Raw genomic sequence first — 2,641 nt, 5'->3', positions numbered from 1 at the left:
AAAGGTCCATCAGAGAAGGTAAAAATCCTGTAGTTGAAACTTCGTTCCCTCCAGAGTGGATCCTGAGTACGGCGGGACACGTGAAATCCCGTCGGAAGCTGGGAGGACCATCTCCCAAGGCTAAATACTCCCTAGTGACCGATAGTGAACCAGTACCGTGAGGGAAAGGTGAAAAGCACCCCGGAAGGGGAGTGAAAGAGATCCTGAAACCGTGTGCCTACAAGTAGTCAGAGCCCGTTAATGGGTGATGGCGTGCCTTTTGTAGAATGAACCGGCGAGTTACGATTACATGCAAGGTTAAGCTGATGAGGCGGAGCCGCAGCGAAAGCGAGTCTGAATAGGGCGTTTTGAGTATGTGGTCGTAGACCCGAAACCAGGTGATCTACCCATGTCCAGGGTGAAGTCCAGGTAACACTGGATGGAGGCCCGAACCCACGCACGTTGAAAAGTGCGGGGATGAGGTGTGGGTAGCGGAGAAATTCCAATCGAACCTGGAGATAGCTGGTTCTCTCCGAAATAGCTTTAGGGCTAGCCTCAACGGAAGAGTCTTGGAGGTAGAGCACTGTTTGGACTAGGGGCCCTCATCGGGTTACCGAATTCAGACAAACTCCGAATGCCAAAGACTTATCGTTGGGAGTCAGACTGCGAGTGATAAGATCCGTAGTCGAAAGGGAAACAGCCCAGACCACCAGCTAAGGTCCCCAAGTATACGTTAAGTGGAAAAGGATGTGGAGTTGCTTAGACAACCAGGATGTTGGCTTAGAAGCAGCCACCATTTAAAGAGTGCGTAATAGCTCACTGGTCGAGTGACTCTGCGCCGAAAATGTACCGGGGCTAAACGTATCACCGAAGCTGTGGATTGACACCTCTGGTGTCAGTGGTAGGAGAGCGTTCTAAGGGCGTTGAAGCTAGACCGTAAGGACTGGTGGAGCGCTTAGAAGTGAGAATGCCGGTATGAGTAGCGAAAGATGGGTGAGAATCCCATCCACCGAATGCCTAAGGTTTCCTGAGGAAGGCTCGTCCGCTCAGGGTTAGTCGGGACCTAAGCCGAGGCCGAAAGGCGTAGGCGATGGATAACAGGTTGATATTCCTGTACCACCTCTTGATCGTTTGAGCAATGGGGGGACGCAGAAGGATAGGGTAAGCGCGCTGTTGGATATGCGCGTCTAAGCAGCAAGGCTGATGATGAGGCAAATCCTTGTCATCGTAAGGCTGAGCTGTGACAGCGAGGGAAATTTAGTACCGAAGTTCCTGATTTCACACTGCCTAGAAAAGCCTCTAGCAAGATCAATGGTGCCCGTACCGCAAACCGACACAGGTAGGCGAGGAGAGAATCCTAAGGTGAGCGAGAGAACTCTCGTTAAGGAACTCGGCAAAATGACCCCGTAACTTCGGGAGAAGGGGTGCTCTGGTAGGGTGCAAGCCCGAGAGAGCCGCAGTGAATAGGCCCAGGCGACTGTTTAGCAAAAACACAGGTCTCTGCGAAGCCGCAAGGCGAAGTATAGGGGCTGACGCCTGCCCGGTGCTGGAAGGTTAAGGAGAGGGGTTAGCGCAAGCGAAGCTCTGAACCGAAGCCCCAGTAAACGGCGGCCGTAACTATAACGGTCCTAAGGTAGCGAAATTCCTTGTCGGGTAAGTTCCGACCCGCACGAAAGGCGTAACGATCTGGGCACTGTCTCAACGAGAGACTCGGTGAAATTATAGTACCTGTGAAGATGCAGGTTACCCGCGACAGGACGGAAAGACCCCGTGGAGCTTTACTGTAGCCTGATATTGAATTTTGGTACAGCTTGTACAGGATAGGTAGGAGCCGTTGAAACCGGAGCGCCAGCTTCGGTGGAGGCATCGGTGGGATACTACTCTGGCTGTATTGAAATTCTAACCCACGCCCCTTATCGGGGCGGGAGACAGTGTCAGGTGGGCAGTTTGACTGGGGCGGTCGCCTCCTAAAAGGTAACGGAGGCGCCCAAAGGTTCCCTCAGAATGGTTGGAAATCATTCGTAGAGTGTAAAGGCACAAGGGAGCTTGACTGCGAGACCTACAAGTCGAGCAGGGACGAAAGTCGGGCTTAGTGATCCGGTGGTTCCGCATGGAAGGGCCATCGCTCAACGGATAAAAGCTACCCCGGGGATAACAGGCTTATCTCCCCCAAGAGTCCACATCGACGGGGAGGTTTGGCACCTCGATGTCGGCTCATCGCATCCTGGGGCTGTAGTCGGTCCCAAGGGTTGGGCTGTTCGCCCATTAAAGCGGTACGCGAGCTGGGTTCAGAACGTCGTGAGACAGTTCGGTCCCTATCCGTCGTGGGCGCAGGAAATTTGAGAGGAGCTGTCCTTAGTACGAGAGGACCGGGATGGACGCACCGCTGGTGTACCAGTTGTCTTGCCAAAGGCATCGCTGGGTAGCTATGTGCGGAAGGGATAAGTGCTGAAAGCATCTAAGCATGAAGCCCCCCTCAAGATGAGATTTCCCATAGCGTCAAGCTAGTAAGATCCCTGAAAGATGATCAGGTTGATAGGTCCGAGGTGGAAGCACGGCGACGTGTGCAGCTGACGGATACTAATCGATCGAGGACTTAACCACATTTGGTTGATTCCGGTTTAACATGTCACTTACTCTTTATCTAGTTTTGAGAGAACAA

General features: G+C 53.0%; 1 rRNA gene. It reads left to right on the top strand.

What is annotated here, in order from left to right:
• A 23S ribosomal RNA gene (locus DFR59_RS19895) occupies positions 1-2,583 on the top strand; the annotation flags it as partial.
• Positions 2,584-2,641 lie beyond the last annotated feature (58 nt).

The sequence above is a fragment of the Falsibacillus pallidus genome (assembly GCF_003350505.1).
In the GTDB taxonomy this organism is placed as follows: Bacteria; Bacillota; Bacilli; order Bacillales; family DSM-25281; genus Falsibacillus; species Falsibacillus pallidus.
The sequence above is the reverse complement of the archived record's forward strand: the minus strand, read 5'-3'. Positions and strand labels throughout refer to the sequence as shown.